Here is a 20,358-nt window from a genome sequence, read left to right as displayed (position 1 = left end):
CCGGTAACGTGAGGCCCGCGTTCATGCAGGGCGGCCGGGCGCAGAACCGGCGGCTCACTGTACCGGACGCGTCGAAATCGCCTGCCGAGAGAGACTGCCCATGATCCCCATCACCGTGGTCGACGTCCGCGACGCGGAGGACCTCGTCGTCGAGGTCCTGCGTTCCGGCGCCATCGCACAGGGACCGATGGTCAAGCGCTTCGAAGACGCCTTCGCGGCGGTCTCCGGGACGAAGCACGCGATCGCGGTCAACAACGGGACGACGGCACTGGTCGCCGCGCTCCAGGTCCTCGACCTGAAGCCGGGCGACGAGGTCGTCACGTCGCCGTTCACCTTCGTCGCGACGCTGAACGCGATCCTCGAAGCCGGCGCGACCGTCCGCTTCGCCGACATCCGGCGCGACGACTTCGCGATCGACCCCGACGCCGTCGCCAAGGCCGTGACGGCTCGCACGAAGGTCCTCATGCCGGTGCACCTCTACGGCCAGACCGCGGACATGGGCAAGCTCGCCCCGCTCGCGGCCGAGCACGGCCTGAAGGTGATCGAGGACTCGGCGCAGGCCGTCGGCGCGTCGTTCGAGGGCAAGCAGGCCGGCTCGTTCGGCATCGGCTGCTTCTCGCTGTACGCGACGAAGAACATCACCACCGCCGAGGGCGGCGTCATCACGACGGACGACGACGCGCTGGCCGACAAGCTGCGCGTGCTGCGCAACCAGGGCATGCGCGCCCGCTACCAGTACGAGGTCGCCGGCCACAACTACCGGATGACCGACCTGCACGCCGCCGTCGGCATCCCGCAGCTGGAGAAGCTCGACCAGCTGACCGCCGCCCGCCAGGCGAACGCGAAGCGGCTCTCGGAGGGCCTCGCGGGCACGCCGGGCCTGGACGTCCCGCAGGTGCTGCCGGGCCGCGAGCACGTGTGGCACCAGTACACCGTGCTGGTCGGGCCGCACGCGTTCCTCTCGCGCGACGAGCTGGCCGCGGCGCTGACCGAACGCGGCATCGGCAACGGGATCTACTACCCGAAGATCGTCTTCGACTACGACTGCTACCGCGGCCACGACCTGATCCCGGGCGCGCGCGTCGAGGACTTCCCGGTCGCGAAGGCCGTTTCGGAGCAGGCGCTTTCACTGCCGGTGCACCCGCACCTGACCGAGTCCCAGCTGGACACCATCATCGAAACCGTTCGCGAGGTACTGGGCGCATGACGCATCGGATCGCTCTTGTCGGGACCGGGAACATGGGTTCCCTGCACGCCCGCGTGCTCGCCGCCAACGAACGCGTCGACCTGGTCCGCGTGATCGATCCGCGCGAGGAGGCCGGCAAGGCCGTCGCCGAGCGCTACGAGACGAAGTGGACGCCGGAGATCGGCTCACTGTCCGATGTGGACGCCGTCGTGCTGGCCTCGGCCACCGAGGTGCACTACGACCTGGCGCAGGAGATCCTCGGCCAGGGCACGCCGATGCTGGTCGAGAAGCCGGTGTGCAACAGCTTCGAGAAGTCGCAGGAAATCGTGGCGCTGTCGAAGAAGCAGGGCGTCGCGCTGATGTGCGGGCTGCTCGAGCGCTACAACCCCGCGGTGATGACCGCGCGGGCGCTGGTGCAGGAGCCGATCCACCTGATGGCCCGCCGCCACGGCCCGTACGCGCCGCGCATCAAGACCGGCGTCGCGTGGGACCTGCTGGTGCACGACGTCGACCTGGCGATCCAGTTCTTCGGCGGCGCGACGCCGGCGCGCGTGACGTCCGGCGCGGGCTACTTCCACCCGTCGTCGGTGGCGGGCGCGGAGGACACCATCGAGACGGTGCTGTCGTTCCCGACCGGCCTGGCCACGGTGTCGGCGTCCCGCTTGGGGCAGAAGAAGGTCCGCTCGCTGGTGGTGTCCGAACTGGACCGGCTGATCGAGATCGACCTGCTGCGCCGCGACGTCACCATCTACCGGCACATCTCGCACGACTCGGTCACCCCGGACGGCCTCGGCTACCGGCAGCAGACGGTCATCGAGATCCCGGAGCTGATCACCGCGCGCGAGCCGCTGGCGACGCAGCTGGACCGGTTCTGCGACCTGCTGGAAGGCAAGATCGACGCCGACACCGAGCGCGACCTGATCCTGCCGTCGCACCACGTCGTCGAGCAGGTCCTCACGCAGGCCGCAGCCTGACGCTCCCCGCCGCCGTGTTGGCCACTCCGGTCAGCACGGCGCACTGGGCCAAGTCGTCCAGGCCGGCTTCCCGGCGCCGGTGCTCAGTGCTTGACCGGAGTGGCCAACACGGCGAGGTGGGCTACTTGGTGAGCCGGCTTCCCTTGCTGTCGTAGGCGATCAGCGGCGTCAGCGAAGCCGAATCCGGGACCGCGACCGGGTCGAACCAGAAGATGACCACGTTCGGGTCCTTGCTCCACTTCGCCAGGTTCGCCTGGACCGTCTTGCCGCGGACCGTCGTGGTGATGCTCGCGGCCTGGCCGGCGAAGTAGCCGAACACCGGGATGGTCTGGTCGTTCAGCACCTCGCCGCCGTCGGTGGCGTGGAAGCCGAACGAGCGGTCGGAGCCGCGGAACTCGTTGGTGGCCAGCACGGGTTCCAGGTTCTCGCCGCTGCGGAAGCCGGCGACCAGTCCGAAGTGGATGTCCGGGAAGAGCTGCGGGTCGTCGACCGCCTTCGCGAAGATCACGATCTCCCCGGCCGCGGTGCGGATACCGGTGCCCACGACTTCGCCCAGGGGCTCGGGCGGAGGCGTGTCGGCGGTCGTCGGTGGCGGGACCGACGATGCCGCCGTGGGCGCCGGCGGTTGCGCGACCGGCGCCGGTGACGGCTGCCGGAGCTGGAGGGCGAACACGACCACCAGCACGACGACGGCCGCGGCGGCGAGCCCGCCGGTGGTCGTCAGCACGCGGCGGCGACGTCGGAGACGGGTGCCCTCGGCCATGATCCTGCTCAGGTCCGGCTCGGCGAAGGGCTCGGGCGGCGGTTGCCGGAGGGCGGCGCGGAAGTCGTCGAGGTCGTTCATCGCCCGCTCCCCCCGATCAGCGTGTCTTCGGTGCCCGCTTCGATCCGCAGCTTGGCCAGGGCCCGCGAATTCGTGCTCTTCACGGTACCCAGCGAAACGCCCAGTTCGCGCGCCACGTCGGCTTCGGGCAGGTCGAAGAAGTGCCGCAGCACGACGACGGCGCGTTCGCGGGCGGTCAGCGTCTTCAGCACCGACGTGAGCCATTCCCGCTGCGTGACGGCCTGGTCGACGTCGGCGCGGTCCGGCCGCTCGGGCATTTCCTCGGTCGCGTACTCGCGGATCGGGCGGCGCCAGCCGTCGATGACGTGGTTCATCAGGACAGTCCGGGCGTACCCGTAGGCGTCCTTGTGGCGGACCCGCGACCACGCCGCGTACGTGCGGGTGAAGGCGGTCTGGGCGGCGTCTTCGGCCTGGTGCCGGTCGCCCGTGAGCAGGAACGCGGCGTGTGTGAGACGGGTCGAGGAAGCGCGCACGAAGTCCGCGAACTCGTCGTCGCCGCGCGCCATGCGTCACCCCTTTCGCCCCCAGCGACGGCCGGGCCCCGGAAAGGTTGCGCGGGCGCGTCTCAACCTTTTCGAGCGTACGCCCGTAGTCCCCGGTGGACGATCTTGCCGACCGGGAGGGAACCCGTGAAGAAACGCCTCGTCATCGCCGGTACCGTGGCCGCCGCTTGCGGCGCACTGGCGGCTTCCGGCCTCCTGACCAGCGCGAACGCCGAGACGAAGCCGGCCCCGGTGGCCACGCCGGCCGCGCCGGTTTCGCCGCCGCCGGCCCGGGACGCCGCGCCCGAGCACGAGGTGCTGGGCGACGTCATCGGCACCGGTCTCCGGGACAGCTCCGGCGAGCTGGTCTTCTACGGCGTCAAGCTGCGGGAGCCGCGGCTGCCGGACACGACGTTCGGCATCATGGGCGGCATCCGCGACGCGGCGGGCGGGCTGACGGACTTGATCGTCGCCAACGAGTTCGCGGGCCGCGACAAGGCCCCGGGCTTCCATTCGGTGACCGGGGGCGCGAACCTGGACGGCCACGACGTGCCGAGCTTCGGCTACTACGCGGGCCCGGCCGCGAAGATCACCTCCACCGGCGGCGTGGTCGCGCACCAGGCGACGTGGAGCGAGGACCCGAACGTGGTGGTGTTCTGGTTCGACTCCGCGGCCGATCCGGGCCGCCTGCGCGCGTACGACGCGGCGGGCAACAAGCTCCCGACGGGCAACACGGGTGTCGGCCACGGCTGAAACGTTGCGTAACCGATATCCTGCGCTCGGTGACCGGGCGCTAGATTGACGTCGGTGCGCCTCTTGGGGGGAATCTTCGCCGCCGCATGCCTGCTGACCTGCGTCACAGCGTGTACGAGCGGCTCCACGACGGCGGCGCCGGCGACCACGCCGGCGCTGCCGTCATCCACTTCGACGAGCAAGCCGAAGCCGACGGCGCCGACCTTCACCCCGGCCGCCTCACCGGCGAAGCTGAGCGCGGCGTGCCCGTTCCTGAGCTCCGACGAACTCATCCAGGCGATCGGCCACTCCGTCAGCGGCGGCGCGAAGGAAACCGAGCCGCTCCGGACGAAGGCCGGCACCGCGCTCGTGTGCGAATACGGCGGCGGCCAGACCGCCTCCTTGTTCGTCGGCCCGGACACCTCGGTGGCCCGGTTCGTCGCGGGAGTGAAGTCGGAGTGCAGGAACGCGGTCATGGTGCCGGGCGCGGGTGAGGCCGCGCTGCACTGCGAGTCGACGGGTCAGGACGGCGGCACCGAGCTCGCGGTCGCGAAGCACAGCCACGGTGAGCTGCGGACCGCCGAGCTGAACCTCTACGTCTCGGTCGGCGAGGACACCTACGCCACCCTCGGAAAGCTCCTGGCGGACCGGCTCTAGGGGCGCTGGGCTCGCCGGGTGGTGAGTGCGTTCAGGTCGATGGTCAACGGATGGCCGCCGAAGTCGAGTTCGGCGACGCCGGACTGTTCACCGAAGTTCTCGTAGTCTTCGTCGACCAGCCGGTAGGTGATCATGCTGATCGGCGGGTCGAGGTCGACGATCCAGTAGTGCGCGATCCCGGCTTCCGCGTACTCGGAGAACTTCATGACCTGGTCGGTCCGCCTGGTGCCCTCGGACAGCACCTCGATCACCAGCTGCACATCAGCGGCATCGAGCCGAGCCGGGTTCGTCGCCACCAGCGCCGCCGGGGCCACCAGCACATCGGGCACCCGGACGGTCAGCGGTGCTTCGGCGATGACTGCTTCGACTTCGCTCAGCGCACAGTACTCATCCGGGAGCTGCTCGTTGATCAAGTAGCCCAGCCGGGTAAGGGCGAGCTGGTGGAATGGCATCGGACGCGGCGCCACGACAAGAACCCCTTCGACCGCTTCGACCTGGTACTCCGGGGTTTCCGGCAGATCGATCCAGTCTTCAAGGGACAAGAGGTGGTGAGGCCACTCCATGACACTCATCGCCTTCTCCTCGCCGCAGTTACTGGACGTCATCTTCGCACGTCAGACTGCCGGAAAGCTACTGCTCCGAGTAGTCGCCCGACGGGGCTCCCCAGCCCGAAGTGTTCTGCCCTTGTGACTCCGCGATCTCGCGGCGGCGGGCGTTGTCCGCGCGGACCCGGTCCACTTCGGACTGGATGTAGTCCTCGTCGTAGCGCTGGAAGACCCGGGCCGGGTTGCCCGCGACCAGCGTCCGCGGCGGGACGTCCTTGGCCACCACCGAGTTCGGCTGGACCGTGGCGAAGTCGCCGATCGTCACGCCCGCCATGATGACCACCAGGCCGCCGATGAAACAGCCCTTGCCGATCTTCACCGGCTTGCGCTCGATCAGGTCGCTGCCCGAATGGTTCTGCAGCGTCATGTTCGCGAGCCAGCTGGAGTGCGTGAAGATCAGCGTGTTCAGCCCGATGCTGGTGTGCTCGCCGATCTCCAGGCCGCCGCTCGCGTCGAGCGCCGCGCCTTCGCCGACCCAGCAGTGGTCGCCCATCTTGAGGTTCTCGGGGCTGATGATCTTGACGCGCTCGCGCACGCGGCACGTCTCGGGCAGGCCGTAGTACTTCGCCCGCTCGGCGTCGTTCATGTACTGCGAGACGAGCTCGGTCAGGATCTGCGGACGCAGCCGGTGGCTGCGCTCGTCATCGAAGAACATCGGCGTCCGACACCAGTTTCTCGAAGGTCCGCAGGTGCTCCTCGGCCACGACGTCGAGGCCGAAGTTCGCCCGCACCATTTCGCTCTCGCGCTGCGCGATCAGCTCGCGCTTCTCCGGGTCGTCGAGCAGCTCGATGACCGTCGAGGCCACGGCTTCCGCGTCGTCCGGGCGGACCAGCAGCACGTTCTCGCCGTTGCGCAGCTCGATGCCCGGGTAGTTGTCCTCGGTGACCGACGCGATCGTCGCCGTGCCGGACAGCATCGCCTCCAGCGACGCCGTGCCGCAGCCGCCGTTCAGGTCGTGCGTCACGATGTCGGCCGCCGCGAAGTACGCCGGGACGTCCTCCTTCGGCACCGCACCGGTGACGACCAGCGCCTCGGAGACGCCCAGTTCGGCGGCCCGCTTCAGGAACGCGTCGTGGTAGACGCGGCCGACGACGACGACCCGCACGCCCGGGTGTTTGTCCAAAATGGACGGCAAGGCTTCGATGAGCGGCAAGCGGTTGCGCAGCGGGATGACGTGTCCGAGCGAGACGATCAGCGGCGCGTCGCCGATTTCGTGCTCCGCGCGGACGTCCTTCGTGACCGGCTTCGCGAAGTGGCCGGTGTCGACGGCGATCGGGTAGTACTCCGAGTTCGCGTCGCTGGTGCCGTAGCGCTCGACGCAGTAGTCGACGCCGAGCTTGTCGAGGATGACGTACCGCGGCCGGATGTAGCGGAGGATCGGCCGTACGAGCACCGCGTCGAGCAGGCGAAACACGCCGCCGTACAGCTTGTTGTCGCTGATCAGCAGGGTGTGGATGGTCAGCAGCACCGGGATGTTCCGCCGCCGCGCGTAGATCCCGGCCAGCCACGACAGGTCGAAGAACTGGCCGTGCAGGTGGATCGCGTCCGGCTTGAACTCATTCAGCAGCTTCCACAGCCGCCGCCAGTTGCCCGGCCGCGGCGACGCGAAGCTCATGTCGAAGTCGATCGACAGCCCGACCTGCGGCATCTTCACCGCGGGGAGACGCACGACGCGGTAACCGTCGCGCTCCTCCTCGGCCGGCGCGTCGGCGTAGGCGGCCGTGATCGCCAGGACCTCGTGGCCCTCCTCGACGAACTGAGCTGCCAGTGACGCCGACATGTGCGCGCTCCCGCCCACCCGGGGCGGGAAGAAGTTGTTGACCACCGCGATGCGCATCGCACGTCCTCGGGCAGGGCCCGCGGCGGCACTCACTCGGAGTCCTTGACCAGCTGTCGCATGCCTTCTTCGACAGTGATCCGCGGCTCCCAGCCGAGCACCTCGCGGGCGCGGGTGATGTCGGCGGCGCGCCGCGAGACCAGCACGTCACGCTCGTTGAACAGCGGCTCGACGTCGACGCCGACAGCCTCGATCAGGATCTTGGCCAGCGCGGCGATCGACGTGTCGATGCCGGTGCCGATGTTGATCGGCAGGTTCGCCCGCTCCGACTCGAGCGCCGCGACGACGGCCCGCGCCAGGTCGGTGACGTGCACGAAGTCCATCGACTGGTCACCGCGGCCGTCGATGATCGGCGGCTGGCCGGCGCGCAGGCGCTGGATGAAGTGGTTGATCACCGAGGTGTAGTACGCCTCGATCTTCTGGCCGGGCCCGTACACGTTGAAGAACCGCAACGCGTTCCAGGACAGGCCCTTCTGGCGCTCGTAGAAGCCGAGCATGTCCTCGCCGGCGCGCTTCGAGATGCAGTACGGCGTGAGCGGCTTGAGCTCGTCGTCCTCGTGCATCGGCAGCCGCTTCGGCTCGCCGTAGACCGACGCGGTCGACGCGAACACCAGCCGCTCGACGCCTTCGTCGGCGGCCGCGGCGAACACGTTGTGGTTACCGGTCATGTTGATGTCGAACGACTCGTGCGGGTCGGCGATCGACTTGTTGATCGAGACCGTGGCGAAGTGGATGACGTGGGTGCAGCCGCGCATCGCCTCGCGCACCGCGCCGCCGTAGCGGACGTCCTTCTCGACCAGTTCGACCTTGCCGGTGGCGACGAACTCGTTGACGCGGGCGCGGTCGCCGCGGGTCATGTTGTCGAAGATGCGGACGGTGTAGCCGCCCTCGATCAGCAAGGGGATTACGTGTGCGGCGATGAACCCACCGGCCCCCGTGAACAGGACCTTCTTCTCGGACACCAAATTCTCCTCGGTCGGTGGCTTCAGGACAGGGACTGCACGGCGGCGCGCACGACCTCGCCGACGCGCGCCACTTCGGCGTCCGTCAGGTTGGCGTGCATGGGGATGGCGAGCTGACGCGCGAACGCGTCGGCCGACACGGGCAGCGGGGTCTGGGGGCCGTAGATCGGCTGGAGGTGGGAGGCGTAGGTGCCGAAGTTGCACTGGACGCCCTGCTCGCGGATGCGCAGGGCGAGGGTGTCGCGGCTGATCTCCGGAGCGACCGTGAGCAGGTAGGCCTGCCACGGGTGCTCGCGGTCGGGCAGCTCGACGGGGACGGTCAGCGCGCCGACGTCGTCGAAAGCCTCGTGGTAGCGCTTCGCGACCGAGCGGCGGGCGGCGAGGAGGTCGGGCAGGCGGTCGAGCTGGACGTTCATGATCGCGGCCTGGACGTCCGACATGCGGAAGTTGTACCCGAGCTCGTGGAACTCCGGGATCGGCAGCGAGGTGGCGCCTTCGCGGCTGATCGCCGGTTCGATGCCGTACGTGTGGAGCTTGCGGGCGTGCGCGATCAGGTCTTCGCGGTCCGAGACCAGCGCGCCGCCTTCGCCCGCGGTGATGCCCTTGCGGCCGTGGAAGGAGAACGCGGCCAGGTCGGCGAGGCTGCCGGCCGGGCGCGTCTTGTACGTCGCGCCGGCCGCGCACGCGGCGTCTTCGAACAGCCAGAGGCCGTGCTTGTCGGCGATCGCGCGGTACTCGTCGAAGTCGCCCGGCTGGCCCGCGACGTCGACGACGAGGATGCCGACCGTGCGCGGGGTGATCAGGGTTTCGATGTGCGCCGGGTCGGCGCTGAAGACGTCCGGGCGGATGTCGGCGAAGACCGGCTTCGCGCCGGCCTGCACGACGGCGTGGCCGGTCGCCGGGAAGGTGTAGTCGCCGACGATCACCTCGTCGCCCGGCTGGACGCCGAGCACCTTGAGACCGAGGAACAGCGCCGAGCCGCAGTTCGCGGTGGTCAGCGCGTGCGCGGTGCCGGTGACCTGCGCGAACCGTTCCTCGAAACGGCGGCACGCGGGACCGGCCCCGGCCAGCCAGCCGGAGCGGAAGACTTCGGCGACGGCGGCGAGCTCTTCCTCGCCGACGGTCGGCTGACCTAGGGCAATGCTGTCGGGCGACATACCTCTCCCATTGCGTGGGGACCCGGCGAAGTGTATATACGTACGCTCAGCTGATTCACAGGCCCACACCGAACCCCTCTTTCGAGTGACGCCCACCATGAGCCTGACCACGCCCTACGCTGGGCGCATGCGATTCGGGGTCCTGGGGGCCGTCACCGCGTGGCGCCCGGACGGCGCACCAGCGGTGGTGGGCGGCCCGCGCTCGCGCACGCTGCTGGCGCTGCTCGCCCTCGACGCCGGCCGGTTCGTCCCGGCCGAGCGGCTGATCGACGGGATGTACGGCGAGCACCCGCCGGACGGCGCGGCGAACGCCCTCCAATCCCAGGTGTCACGGCTGCGGACGGCGTTGAAGGACCTGGCGCCGGTCGAGTTCACCGCAGCGGGCTATCGCCTGGTCGTCGATCCGGACGAAGTGGACGTACACCGCTTCGAACGTCTCGCGCGCGAAGGCCGCGGACTGCTGAAGGCCGGCTCGCCCGCCGCGGACGTGCTGGGCGAGGCCTTGGCGCTGTGGCGCGGGCCGGCGTTCAGCGACCTGGCCGACGCGCCGTTCGCCGCCGCCCAGGCCGCCCGGCTCGACGAGCTGTGGGCCGAGGCGGCCGACGACCACGTCGAGGCCCGGCTGGCCCTGGGCCAGGCCGAAGACGTCCTCGCCGGCCTGCGCGAGACGATCGCCGCCCGGCCGCTGCGGGAGCGGCCGCGCACGCAGCTCGTCCGCGCGCTGCACGCCGCGGGCCGGTCCGCCGACGCGCTGGCCGCGTTCGAGGACGCCCGCCGCACCCTGGCCGACGAGCTGGGCGCCGACCCCGGCGCGGAACTCGCCGAAGCGCACCTCGCCGTGCTTCGCGGCGAAACCGAGAAGCCCGCGATCTCGGCGTTGCCCGCGCAGCTGACCAGCTTCGTCGGACGCGACGACGAGCTGCGGCAGGTGTCGGAGCTGCTGGCGCGCGCCCGGCTCGTGACGCTCACCGGGCCCGGCGGCACCGGCAAGACGCGGCTGGCAGTCGAAGTCGCGGCGGCCGAGGCGGGCCCGGTCGCCTTCGTCGAACTGGCGCCGCACGGCCCCGCGGACGTCGTCGGCGCGGCGCTGACCGCGCTGGGCCTGCGGGACACGCCCCTGCGCCAGCGTGAGGCGCAGGACCCCGCCGACCGGCTGATCGCGGCGCTGCGCGACCGCACGACACTGCTGGTGCTCGACAACTGCGAGCACGTCGTCGACGTCGCGGCCCTGCTGGCCGGGCGGCTGCTCGGCGCGTGCCCCGGGCTGCGGGTGCTGGCCACCAGCCGTGAGCCGCTCGGCATCACCGGTGAGCAGCTGGCGCCGGTGCCGCGCCTGGCCGTGCCGCCGCCCGGGACGTCCGCCGCGCAGGCCTGCGAGTTCGCGGCGATCCGGCTGTTCGCCGACCGCGCGGCCGCGAGCGATCCCGCGTTCGCCGTCGACGAGTCGACGATCGGCGACGTCCAGCACATCTGCGCGGCCCTCGACGGCCTGCCGCTGGCCTTGGAGCTGGCCGCGGCCCGCGTCCGGCTCCTGCCGGCCGGTGAGATCGCGGCCCGGCTCGACGACCGGTTCCGGCTGCTCGCGCGCGGCAGCCGCACGGCCGAAGCGCGGCACCGCTCGCTGCGCGGCGTCGTCGAGTGGAGCTGGGACCTGCTCGACGACGAGGAGCGTGAACTCGCGCGGCGGCTGACGGTGTTCCCCGGCGGCGCGACGAGCGCCGCGGCCGCCGAGGTGTGCGGCGCGGACGTCGACCTGCTGCCGGAGCTGGCCGACAAGTCGCTGGTCGAGGCGGTCGGCGGGCGGTTCCGGATGCTGGAGACGATCCGCGCGTTCTGCGCCGAGAAGCTCGCCGAAGCGGGCGAGACGGACGCCTTGCACCGCGCGCACGCCGAGTACTTCCTGCGGTTCGCCGAAGAGGCCGACCCGATGCTGCGCACGGCGGCGCAGCTGGAGTGGCTGGCCCGGATCGACGCCGACTACGACAACATCCTCGCGGCCCTGCGCTGGGCGGCCGACGCGGACATCGTGCTCGCGTTGCGGCTGGTCACGCCCCTGGCGATGTACTGGTGGATGCGCGGCCGGCGGTTCGAGGGCGCGGGGGTGTCACTGGAGGTCGTCAAGCGCTGCGGGCCGGAAGTGCGGGCGGAGTACCTCGAAGAGTTCCTGCTCTGCATGCTCACCGCACTGGCCGGCATGCCGAACGAAGAGGCGCTCGCGCCTTACGTGCCGATGGCGCAGCGGTACGCCCGGGACTCGATGTGGATGCCGCGGCACCCCATGCTGATCATGGTGCTGGCGGTGGTGGTCGGGCCGCCCGCCGACGACGCGGAGCTGTACGGGCGCGGCGAGGCGATGCTGGCGCAAGGCGACGCGTGGAGCTGGGCGCTGGTGCCGACGGGGCTCGGCCTGCGGTCGATGATGACCGGCGACCTCGGCCAGGCCGAGGAGGGCCTGCGCGAAGGCGCCGCGCAGTACCGGGCGCTGGGCGAGCGGTGGGGCCTGTCGATGGCGCTGGACCACCTGTCCCAGCTGCTGAGCTGGCGGGGTGAGCACGCCGAGGCCCTGGTGAAGATGGACGAGTCGCTGGCCCTGATGCACGAACTGGGCGCGACGGACGACGTCGCGGACCTGATCACGCGCCGCGCCTGGACCCGGGTGCTGCAGGGTGACCACGACGGCGCGCGGGCGGACTACGAGCTGGCCGCGTCGACCGCCCGCCGCTCCGGCATGCCGGAGTCCCGGGCGGCGGCCTACGTCGGCCTGGCGGACCTGTCCCGGCTGGCCGGCGACCTGGCCACGGCGCGCGCCTTCTGCGAACGCGCGCTGGCGGAGTGCGAAGGCGGGTCGTTCGCGGCCGAGACGGCCCACGCGCGCGCGTTGATCTCGCTGGGCTGGCTGGCCCTGGCGGAAGGCCGGGTTTCCGACGCGGCCGGTTCGCACCGGCAGGCGCTGCTGGTGGGCCGGCACTGGCACGCGGGCGACGTCGTGGCGTTCGCGCTGGAGGGCCTGGCCGGCGCGGCGGCCCACCCGGAGCAGGCGGCGGTGCTGCTGGGTGCGGCCGCGGCGGTGCGGGGGACGGCGATCAGCGGCGACCCGGACGCGTCGTCGGTCCGGGCGCGGGTGCGGGAGTCGCTGGGGACAGCGGGTTTCGAGCGGGCCTACGGCGTCGGGCTGGAGATGAGCGCGCAGAAGGCGCTGACTACGGCCGGGCTCGCGGACTGACCAGTGGGACCGCGTACCGGTCCCCCGACTTCACCATCGCCAGCAACGGTTTTGTCGCGACGCCCAGCACGCGCGCGGCCCACCGGCGGCCGTTGCGCCGGGCGATGTCCGGGCCGAACCGGTCCATCAACGCCACCAGCCCCGGCAGCGTGCGCACGAACAGCGTCACCTCTTCGATCAAGCCCGCGGAGTTCAGCCGCAGCAGCGCGGCCTCTTCGATCGGCTCGCCGCCGATGCGGGCCGTGTAGACCACCACCCGGGTCCGCTCATCACCCACGTCCGTGTGGAACCGGAGTTCCGTCAGGTGCGAGTACGCCACCTCGATCAGCGCGCGCAGTTCCGCGTGCCCGGTGAAGCGCACCCGCGAAGTCAGCGGCGAGTGCAGCACGGCGTCCGGGGCGAACGCCGTCATCGCCAGGTCCACGTCGCCGGTTTCCGCCGCGATCCGGTACGTCTCGGTGCTCATCGCTCCCCCTTGGTCAGCGTGGCCAGGCCGCGCCACAGCAGGTCGACCGTCAGCGCCACGACCTCGTCGCGCGGGACTTCCCGGTGGCGCCACCACCACGTCGCCACCGCGTTCAGCGCGCTCTTGCTCGCGTCCGCCAAGACCTCGTCGGCCAGCTCACGCGGGATCCGGGCGGTCAGGTCGAGGCTCGGGATGCCGCGGAACAACGCCGTCAGGTTGGCCGTCGCCCGGTCCTGGCCCGCCCGGTGCGTCGCCGCGACCGCCGGGTCCGACGGCGGCTCCGCGAAGATCATCCGCCAGCCGCGTTCGTGGGTTTCGATCCACGCGAAGATCGCCGACACGCGGCTGCGCAGCAACACTTCCGGGTCATCAGACGGCGGCAGCTCGGCCCAGCCCGCCAGCAGATCGTCCACTTCGGACTCCAGCAGGGCCGCGTACAGCCCGGCCTTGGCCGGGAAGTGGTCGTAGAGCACCGGCGTGCTGATTCCGGCCGCTGCCGCGACTTCGCGCATGCCGGCCGCGTCGTAGCCCGCCGAGGCGAACACCCCGGCGGCCGCGGCGACGATCAGCTCGCGCCGCGCTTCCCGGGTCAACCGCTTACCTGACATCGGTCAGGTACGTTACCTGACGAACGTTAGGTAACGCCAGGGGGCGGCGCGCACCAGGGACTCGCGTAGCCTGGTCGATCGTGCGCAACGTGGTGGTCGTCGGGGGCGGGATCGTCGGTCTGGCTGTGGCCTGGGAGCTGACCAGGCGCGGGCTGGACGTCACCGTGCTGGAGAAGGAGCCGCATTGGGCGGCGCACCAGACCGGGCACAACTCGAACGTCGTCCACGCCGGGCTCTACTACAAGCCGGGTTCCTTCAAGGCGCGGATGTCCGTCGCCGGCAACCGGTCCATCGTGGACTTCGCGCGGCAGTACGGCGTGCCGGTCGAGGTGTGCGGGAAGCTCGTCGTCGCCACCGACGAGAAGGAGATCCCGGCGCTCGACACGCTCGCCGAGCGGGCCGAGGCCAACGGCGTCCCGGCGAAGAAGATCTCCCCCGCCGAAGCGCGGGAGTACGAGCCCGAGGTCGCCTGCGTCGCCGCGCTGCGCGTCGAGTCGACCGGGATCATCGACTTCCCCGCCGTCTGCCAGGCCCTCGTGCGGCTGCTCGACGAAGCCGGCGTCGACCTCCGGCTGAACAGCCCGGCGGTGGCCATCCGGGCCGGCGCGAACGGCGGGGTCGAGGTCGCCACCGGGTCCGACGTCATCGTCGCGGACGGGCTCGTCAACTGCGCCGGCCTGCACTCCGACCGCGTCGCGCGGCTGGCCGGGCTGACGCCGTCGGCCAAGATCGTGCCGTTCCGCGGCGAGTACTACGAGCTCAAGCCCGAACGCCGCGGCCTGGTCAAGGGCCTGATCTACCCGGTGCCGGACCCGACGCTGCCGTTCCTCGGCGTGCACCTGACCCGGATGCTCGACGGCAGCGTGCACGCCGGCCCCAACGCCGTGCTCGCCCTGCGCCGCGAGGGCTACCGCTGGAGCGACTTCTCCGCCAAGGACGTCGCCGAGGTCGCGGCCTTCCCCGGCGTCTGGCGGCTCGCGAAGAAGTATGCGGTCCCGACCGGCCTCGACGAGGTGCGGCGCTCGTTCTCGAAGAAGCGCTTCGCCGCCAGCCTCGCCCGGCTCGTGCCGGCCGTCACCGAGGACGACATCGTCCGCCACAGCTCGGGCGTCCGCGCGCAGGCGATGCGCCGCGACGGCTCGCTCGTCGACGACTTCCTCATCGAGACCGCCCGCGACCAGGTGCACGTCCTGAACGCGCCGTCGCCGGCCGCGACGAGCGCGCTGGAGATCGCGCGCCACATCGCGGACCAGGTCTCGGCCTGAGGTTCAGCCCGGCAGGTTCGCCGTGACCAGCGGCAGGCCTTGTTTGACGACGTCGCACGTCTTGGTGTCGTCGCCGATGAACCCGCTGACCACCTGCACCGACGAGGTGTCCGTGATCGGCAGGGTCGCGCCGCAGGTCGCGCGCAGGCCGCCCATGTTCGGGAAGACGCCCCACTTCTTGCCGCCGACGTCGACGGTTTCGGTCGGCTGGACGTCCGTCGTGCCCGGCCAGTCGGCCACCGGGGTGCTGGGGCCGACCCAGACCTCGAACGCCTTCTGGCCGTCGTTGCCGTCGGTGTCGTCCCACAGGCAGTAGGACGAGTTCGGCACGACGTTCGAGACGGTCTTCTCGCCGCTCGGCGAGATGTTCTTCAGCTGCGCCAGCTGTTCCGGCTTCATCAGCGTGCACGGGTCGACCGACAGCAGCGGGCCGCCCGGCTCCGGCTTCGCCGACGTCGACGGCGTGATCTGGGGCGCGTCCTGACCGCCCGGCAAGTGCGAAGCGACCTGGGGGATCGCCGGTTTCGCCAGGGCGCAGGACTTGGCCAGGTCCGTGCCGGAGACGCTGACGTAGGCGAACGACTTCTCACCCAGCACGGTGTAGAGCGAGCAGTCACCGGCCAGGATCGACGCGTACTGCGTCCAGCTGAAGCCGCCGATCCGCTCCGGCGAGGACTTCGGGACGGCGCCGGCGAGGTACTCGTCGATGCTGATGTCCACCGCCATGCCGACGTTCAGCACCGACGACATCTCGGCGTCGTCCTTCGAGTTCCAGAGGCACATGGCCGCTTGGTTGCGCGACTTGTCGCCCGGCACCGACCGGCCCGCCCCTTGGTAGCCGAGGGCGTCGACCTGCTCCGGGGTCAGCAGCGAACAAGCGTCGACGACCTTGGTCACCGGCCCCTGGCCCGGCACCGGCGACGCCGACCCGCCGACCGTCACCGTGCAGCCGGTCACCACGGTCGCGGCGGCCGCCAGCGCGACCACGGCCTGCCACTTCATGCGCATCCGAAGAATCCTCCCGTTCGGCCCGGACATTACTGGGCCGAACGGGTGCGCACCTGGCATAACCCCAAATCAGCGGGGCGTGAGGACTTCCTTGCCGCCGACGAACGGGCGCAGCGCCTCGGGGACGCGCACGGAGCCGTCCTCCTGCTGGTGGTTCTCGACGATCGCGACGATCCAGCGGGTGGTGGCCAGGGTGCCGTTGAGCGTCGCGGCGATCAGCGGCTTGCCGTTCTCGCCGCGGTAGCGGACCGAGAGGCGGCGGGCCTGGAACGTCGTGCAGTTGGACGTCGAGGTCAGCTCGCGGTAGGCCTCCTGGCTCGGGACCCACGCCTCGCAGTCGAACTTGCGGTGCGCGGACGTGCCGAGGTCGCCGGTCGCGGTGTCGATGACCCGGTAGGGCACCTCGATCTTCGCCAGCATCTGCTCTTCCCAGTCCAGCAGCCGCGCGTGCTCCGCCTCGGCGTCCTCCGGCTTGGTGTAGACGAACATCTCCACCTTGTCGAACTGGTGCACGCGGATGATGCCGCGGGTGTCCTTGCCGTACGAGCCGGCTTCGCGGCGGTAGCAGGACGACCAGCCCGCGTAGCGCTTCGCGTCGTCGTTCAGGTCGAGGATCTCGTCGGCGTGGAAACCCGCGAGCGGCACTTCCGACGTGCCGACGAGGTACAGGTCGTCGTCGGCGAGGTGGTAGATCTCGCTCGAGTGCTGGCCGAGGAAGCCGGTGCCGGCCATGATCTCCGGGCGCACCAGGGACGGCGTGATCATCGGCGTGAAGCCGTTTTCGAGCGCCTGCGCGATGGCCATGTTGAGCAGGCCGAGCTGCAGCTGCGCGCCGATGCCGGTGAGGAAGTAGAACCGCGAGCCGGACACCTTCGCGCCGCGCTCCATGTCGACGCCGCCGAGCGCTTCGAGCAACTCGAGGTGATCGCGCGGGGTGAAGCCGAGCTTGGTCGGCTCGCCGACGTGCTTGACGACGGCGAAGTCGTCTTCGCCGCCGATCGGCGCGTCCGGGTGCACCAGGTTCGGCACGGTCCGGAAGAGCTGGTCGAACTCCTCCGACGACGTGTTCTGCTCCGCCTCGGCCGCCTTCACCTGGGCGGCGAGCTCCTTGGCCGTCGCCAGCAGCTGCTGCTTCTCCTCCGGCGGGGCCTTCGGGATCTGCTTGCCCAGGATCTTCTGCTCGTTGCGCAGCTTGTCCGCGGCCGCGATCGAAGAGCGGCGCCGGGAGTCGAGGGAGAGCAGCTTGTCGACCACTCCTTCGTCCTCGCCACGGGCGCGCTGCGACGCGCGCACGGCTTCCGGGTCATCGCGCAGAGTCCTGGGGTCAATCACGAAGACAGAGGGTAGTCCGTACAGACTGTGCGCCCGTCAGCGGTTGTCCCGACAGTCTGATCGTTGAAGCTCTGTTCGCGGGCTCCCCATACTCCAAGGAGACCCCGAGGAGGCGCCCCGATGACCGACGAGCTGCTCGCCCGCCACCGCGCTGTGATGCCGTCCTGGATGTCGCTGCTCTACGAGGAGCCGATCGAGATCGTGCACGCGCACGACCGGCGGATGACCGACTCGCAGGGCCGCACCTACCTCGACTTCTTCGCCGGCGTGCTGACGAACTCGATGGGCTACGACGTCGCCGAGATCGGCGACGCGGTCCGCAAGCAGCTCGACACCGGCATCCTGCACACCTCGACGCTGTACCTGATCCGCTCGCAGGTCGAGCTGGCCGAGCGGATCGCGAAGCTGTCGGGCATCCCGGACGCCAAGGTGTTCTTCACGAACTCCGGCAGCGAGGCGAACGACACCGCGCTGATGCTCGCGACGCAGTTCCGGCGGAGCAACCAGGTGCTGGCGATGCGGAACTCCTACCACGGCCGGTCCTTCGGTACGGTCGCGATCACCGGCAACCGCGGCTGGTCGGCGTCGGCGCTGAGCCCCGTCAAGGTCAACTACGTCCACGGCGGCTACCGCTACCGCAGCCCCTTCCGCGACCTGTCCGACGCGGCGTACATCGACGCCTGCGTCGCCGACCTGGTCGACGTGCTGGACACGGCGACGGCGGGCGACGTCGCCTGCCTGATCGCCGAGCCGATCCAGGGCGTCGGCGGCTTCAGCCTCCCGCCGGACGGCCTGTTCCGCGCCATGAAGGAAGTGCTCGACTCCTACGGAGTGCTGTTCATCTCGGACGAGGTCCAGACAGGCTGGGGCCGCACGGGCGAGCACTTCTGGGGCATCGACGCGCACGGCGTGACGCCGGACATGATGACCTTCGCGAAGGGCCTCGGCAACGGCCTCGCGGTCGGCGGCGTGGTCGCCCGCGGCGACGTGCTGGACTGCTTCCAGGCCCAGTCGTTCTCGACGTTCGGCGGCAACCCGGTCTCGATGGCCGGCGCGACGGCGGTGCTGGACTACATCAAGGACCACGACCTCCAGGCGAACTGCGCGGCCCGCGGCCGTCAGCTGCTGTCAGGTCTGCAGGCGGCTTCGTCACCGCTGGTGGCGGAGGTCCGCGGCAAGGGCCTGATGATCGGCATCGAGCTGATCAAGCCGGGGACCACCGAGCCGTTCGTCGCCGCGGCGGCGCGCATGCTGGAGGAGACGAAGAAGCGCGGCCTGCTGATCGGCAAGGGCGGCCTGCACGGCAACGTGCTGAGGCTGGGCCCGCCGATGACCCTCACCGCCGATGAGGCCCAGGAGGGCCTGGACATCCTGGTCGACTCGCTGGCGGCGACCCACGCGGCACTCGCCTGACCTGAGCAGCCCCCGATTCCAGCCTAGCGAGCGCCCCCGACAACCCGGGGTCAGGAAAAGCCGTGAAGGCCTCCTTACCGGCCATAAGAGCCGGTAAGGAGGCCTTCACGGCTTTCGGGCGAGCGGAACTGTCGGCCCGTCCCGGTAGCGTGGAAATCGGGGGCTGCTCAGCCCAGGATGAAGCGCACCACGTGCTCGGCCAGCTCCTCGCCCGCGTCTTCCTGCAGGAAATGGCCCGCCCCGGCGATCACCGGGTGCGTCAGCCCCTGCGCGCCCTTCAACGAGGCCTGCAGCACCGGGGCCAAGCCGCCCGTGATCGGGTCGCCGTCCGAGAACGCCACCAGGAACGGCAGGTCCAGCTCCGTCAGCACCTTCCACGCGTCGCGGTTCGCCGCGGACGCCGGGTTGTCCGGGCGGTACGGCACCAGGCCGGGCATCGCCCGGGGCGCGGCCTTGTACATCTCGTTCGGGAACGGTGCGTCGTACGCCGCGCGCACCTCGGCCGGCAGCGGTGACTTGCAGCCGGACTGGACGAAGCGCGAGACGTCCAGCACCTGGGCCTTCTCGATGGCCTCGCGGAACGCGTGCCACACCGCCGGCATGTCGTGGTCGCCGGTCGGGAGGCCCGTGTTGGACGCGACGACGCGCGCGAAACGCGCGGGGTGCTCCGCGACCAGGCGGAGGCCGATCAGGCCGCCCCAGTCCTGGCCGACGAGGGTGACGTCGCGCAGGTCGAGGGCGTCGAAGGCGAAACCACGCATCCACTCGACGTGCCGGGCGTAGGTGTGGTCGACCATGTCGCCCGGCTTGTCGGACCGGCCGAAACCGACCAGGTCCGGCGCGATGGCGCGCAGTCCGGCGGCCGCCAGCACCGGCAGCATCTTGCGGTAGAGGTAGGACCAGCTGGGCTCGCCGTGCAGCAGCAGCACGGGTGGCCCGTCCGCAGGGCCGGCCTCGACGTAACCCACTCTGATGACGCCGCCGTGCGGGTCGTCGAGCTCGACGTACCGCGGCTCGAAGGGGAAGTCGGGCAGGTCCGTGAACCGGTCGTCCGGTGTCCTCAGCAGGCGCACGAACTCCACGCTAGTGGGAACAAGAGAGCCGGGCCACGCACGTGGCCCGGCTCACCTGGATGCGAGGGAGATCAGGAGATGCCGACCGCCACCACGAGGCCCAGGCCGATGTGCGCGGCCGCGACGACGATGCTGACCGGGGCGAACTTCTCGCTCTCGATGGTCGACGCGACGTCGATGCGGGTCGCCCACTCCAGCAGCCGGACGGCGATCACCTGGACGGCGATCCCGAGCAGGCCGTAGACCAGCGAGGTGATGAGGCCCTCGGTGAGGTCGCTCGCCGAGTTGAAGATCGCCACGACGACGATGAACGCCATCGAGAGCAGCCCGGACGCGGTCACGATCACGGCGTTCGGCAGGCCCTGCGTGACCAGCTTCGACAGCTTGCCGGGCGTGGTCCAGTCGATGGCGTAGAAGCCGGCGAACATCAGCAGCAGGCCGATGACGCCGTAGAGCAGGATCGCGCCGATCCCCCGCACGAGGTCGGAGCCGAACGTGTCGGACAGCGCAAGGGTCGTGTTCACGAGTTCTCT

General features: G+C 70.7%; 20 protein-coding genes. 7 read left to right on the top strand and 13 right to left on the bottom strand.

What is annotated here, in order from left to right; all coding sequences use genetic code 11:
• Positions 1 to 100 precede the first annotated feature (100 nt).
• The gene (locus tag OHS18_RS31945) at positions 101 to 1,207 is read left to right on the top strand and encodes a DegT/DnrJ/EryC1/StrS family aminotransferase (protein ID WP_328446354.1); all 1,107 of its coding nucleotides are present in this window, start codon (positions 101 to 103) and stop codon (positions 1,205 to 1,207) included.
• Positions 1,204 to 2,160: a Gfo/Idh/MocA family protein gene (locus OHS18_RS31940; RefSeq protein WP_328446355.1), complete on the top strand. Its 957-nt coding sequence runs from the start codon at positions 1,204 to 1,206 to the stop codon at positions 2,158 to 2,160. Before OHS18_RS31945 ends, OHS18_RS31940 begins: the two co-directional genes overlap by 4 nt.
• Positions 2,161 to 2,281: 121 nt before the next feature.
• Here the strand turns inward: OHS18_RS31940 and OHS18_RS31935 are convergent, their stop codons facing one another.
• Together OHS18_RS31935 and OHS18_RS31930 are read right to left on the bottom strand one after the other, a co-directional pair.
• Entirely contained in the window at positions 2,282 to 3,004 is a 723-nt protein-coding gene (locus OHS18_RS31935; protein ID WP_328613380.1) for a hypothetical protein, read from the bottom strand.
• Positions 3,001 to 3,510, bottom strand: coding sequence for a SigE family RNA polymerase sigma factor (locus OHS18_RS31930; RefSeq protein WP_328613379.1), 510 nt, complete (start codon positions 3,508 to 3,510; stop codon positions 3,001 to 3,003). The genes OHS18_RS31935 and OHS18_RS31930 overlap by 4 nt, the downstream gene beginning before the upstream one ends.
• 123 nt (positions 3,511 to 3,633) lie before the next feature.
• On the opposite strand from OHS18_RS31930, the gene OHS18_RS31925 reads away from it, so the two are divergent.
• Positions 3,634 to 4,239: a hypothetical protein gene (locus OHS18_RS31925; RefSeq protein WP_328613378.1), complete on the top strand. Its 606-nt coding sequence runs from the start codon at positions 3,634 to 3,636 to the stop codon at positions 4,237 to 4,239.
• 54 nt (positions 4,240 to 4,293) lie between these two features.
• Positions 4,294 to 4,875: a hypothetical protein gene (locus OHS18_RS31920; protein ID WP_328613377.1), complete on the top strand. Its 582-nt coding sequence runs from the start codon at positions 4,294 to 4,296 to the stop codon at positions 4,873 to 4,875.
• Here the strand turns inward: OHS18_RS31920 and OHS18_RS31915 are convergent.
• Genes OHS18_RS31915 through OHS18_RS31895 form a run of 5 tightly spaced genes read right to left on the bottom strand, consistent with a single transcriptional unit; the run spans position 4,872 to position 9,437 of the window.
• Positions 4,872 to 5,447 carry a Uma2 family endonuclease gene (locus OHS18_RS31915; protein ID WP_328613376.1) on the bottom strand — a complete coding sequence of 192 codons (576 nt, stop codon included), beginning with the start codon at positions 5,445 to 5,447 and terminating at the stop codon, positions 4,872 to 4,874. The two genes, OHS18_RS31920 and OHS18_RS31915, sit on opposite strands and share 4 nt — an antisense overlap.
• A 58-nt stretch (positions 5,448 to 5,505) precedes the next feature.
• Entirely contained in the window at positions 5,506 to 6,135 is a 630-nt protein-coding gene (locus tag OHS18_RS31910; RefSeq protein WP_328446364.1) for an acyltransferase, read from the bottom strand.
• A complete protein-coding gene (locus OHS18_RS31905) occupies positions 6,122 to 7,318 on the bottom strand; it encodes a glycosyltransferase family 4 protein (protein ID WP_328613375.1) in 1,197 nt (398 codons plus the stop codon). Before OHS18_RS31905 ends, OHS18_RS31910 begins: the two co-directional genes overlap by 14 nt.
• A gap of 32 nt (positions 7,319 to 7,350) precedes the next feature.
• Positions 7,351 to 8,280, bottom strand: coding sequence for an NAD-dependent epimerase/dehydratase family protein (locus OHS18_RS31900; protein WP_328446368.1), 930 nt, complete (start codon positions 8,278 to 8,280; stop codon positions 7,351 to 7,353).
• 23 nt (positions 8,281 to 8,303) lie between these two features.
• Complete coding sequence (locus OHS18_RS31895; RefSeq protein ID WP_328613374.1) at positions 8,304 to 9,437, bottom strand: DegT/DnrJ/EryC1/StrS family aminotransferase; 1,134 nt, start codon at positions 9,435 to 9,437, stop codon at positions 8,304 to 8,306.
• Positions 9,438 to 9,564: 127 nt separating this feature from the next.
• On the opposite strand from OHS18_RS31895, the gene OHS18_RS31890 reads away from it, so the two are divergent.
• Positions 9,565 to 12,660: a BTAD domain-containing putative transcriptional regulator gene (locus tag OHS18_RS31890; protein ID WP_328613373.1), complete on the top strand. Its 3,096-nt coding sequence runs from the start codon at positions 9,565 to 9,567 to the stop codon at positions 12,658 to 12,660.
• On the opposite strand, the gene OHS18_RS31885 is transcribed toward OHS18_RS31890, so the two are convergent.
• The gene (locus tag OHS18_RS31885; RefSeq protein WP_328446374.1) at positions 12,638 to 13,126 is read right to left on the bottom strand and encodes a nuclear transport factor 2 family protein; all 489 of its coding nucleotides are present in this window, start codon (positions 13,124 to 13,126) and stop codon (positions 12,638 to 12,640) included. The genes OHS18_RS31890 and OHS18_RS31885 overlap by 23 nt on opposite strands.
• Positions 13,123 to 13,734 (bottom strand): TetR/AcrR family transcriptional regulator, encoded by a 612-nt coding sequence (locus OHS18_RS31880; RefSeq protein ID WP_442875293.1) that lies wholly within the window; start codon positions 13,732 to 13,734, stop codon positions 13,123 to 13,125. Before OHS18_RS31880 ends, OHS18_RS31885 begins: the two co-directional genes overlap by 4 nt.
• Before the next feature lie 80 nt (positions 13,735 to 13,814).
• Between OHS18_RS31880 and lhgO the strand changes: the two genes are divergently transcribed.
• On the top strand, positions 13,815 to 14,999 hold the full coding sequence (gene lhgO, locus OHS18_RS31875; protein WP_328613371.1) for an L-2-hydroxyglutarate oxidase: 1,185 nt from the start codon (positions 13,815 to 13,817) through the stop codon (positions 14,997 to 14,999).
• A gap of 3 nt (positions 15,000 to 15,002) precedes the next feature.
• Here lhgO and OHS18_RS31870 read toward each other — a convergent pair whose 3' ends face one another.
• Both OHS18_RS31870 and serS read right to left on the bottom strand, forming a co-directional pair.
• Positions 15,003 to 16,007, bottom strand: coding sequence for a DUF3558 family protein (locus OHS18_RS31870; RefSeq protein ID WP_328613370.1), 1,005 nt, complete (start codon positions 16,005 to 16,007; stop codon positions 15,003 to 15,005).
• 69 nt (positions 16,008 to 16,076) lie between these two features.
• Complete coding sequence (gene serS, locus OHS18_RS31865) at positions 16,077 to 17,339, bottom strand: serine--tRNA ligase (protein ID WP_328446381.1); 1,263 nt, start codon at positions 17,337 to 17,339, stop codon at positions 16,077 to 16,079.
• Between the two features lie 120 nt (positions 17,340 to 17,459).
• On the opposite strand from serS, the gene OHS18_RS31860 reads away from it, so the two are divergent.
• Positions 17,460 to 18,752, top strand: a complete 1,293-nt coding sequence (locus OHS18_RS31860) for an aspartate aminotransferase family protein (RefSeq protein WP_328613369.1) — start codon at positions 17,460 to 17,462, stop codon at positions 18,750 to 18,752.
• A 167-nt stretch (positions 18,753 to 18,919) separates the two neighbouring features.
• Here OHS18_RS31860 and OHS18_RS31855 read toward each other — a convergent pair whose 3' ends face one another.
• Both OHS18_RS31855 and OHS18_RS31850 read right to left on the bottom strand, forming a co-directional pair.
• Complete coding sequence (locus OHS18_RS31855) at positions 18,920 to 19,825, bottom strand: haloalkane dehalogenase (protein ID WP_328613368.1); 906 nt, start codon at positions 19,823 to 19,825, stop codon at positions 18,920 to 18,922.
• Between the two features lie 71 nt (positions 19,826 to 19,896).
• Positions 19,897 to 20,349, bottom strand: coding sequence for a DUF350 domain-containing protein (locus OHS18_RS31850; RefSeq protein WP_247059881.1), 453 nt, complete (start codon positions 20,347 to 20,349; stop codon positions 19,897 to 19,899).
• Between the last annotated feature and the right edge of the window lie 9 nt (positions 20,350 to 20,358).

The sequence above is a fragment of the Amycolatopsis sp. NBC_00355 genome (genome assembly GCF_036104975.1).
In the GTDB taxonomy this organism is placed as follows: Bacteria; Actinomycetota; Actinomycetes; order Mycobacteriales; family Pseudonocardiaceae; genus Amycolatopsis.
The sequence above is the reverse complement of the archived record's forward strand: the minus strand, read 5'-3'. Positions and strand labels throughout refer to the sequence as shown.